Consider the following 261-nt stretch of genomic DNA (forward strand, 5'->3'; position numbering starts at 1 on the left):
ATAAGTGATATCTGAACACCAGACAGCATCTGGATGAGTGGGATTGAATTCCTCATTGAGGATATTTTTAAGTTTCTGGCTGAAATCAGAATCTTTGGTTGTCTGGATATATGGTTTCACCCAATGGGCTTTGATTCCCATTTGACGCATATAATTTCCAACTGTTTTTTCGGAAACATACTCCCCGGATTTTCGCAATTCTGCAGTAATTTTAGGAGCACCGTAGTTTTGATGAGATTCCTCATAGATCTTTTGAATTTT

1 protein-coding gene is annotated in these 261 nt (G+C 37.5%); it reads right to left on the reverse strand.

What is annotated here, in order from left to right; genetic code table 11:
* The coding region (locus HJY11_RS13620) for an IS3 family transposase (RefSeq protein WP_208076467.1) at positions 1 to 261 on the reverse strand (261 nt) is incomplete at both ends.

The organism is Bittarella massiliensis (ex Durand et al. 2017) (assembly GCF_017566145.1).
Classification (GTDB): Bacteria; Bacillota; Clostridia; order Oscillospirales; family Ruminococcaceae; genus Bittarella; species Bittarella massiliensis_A.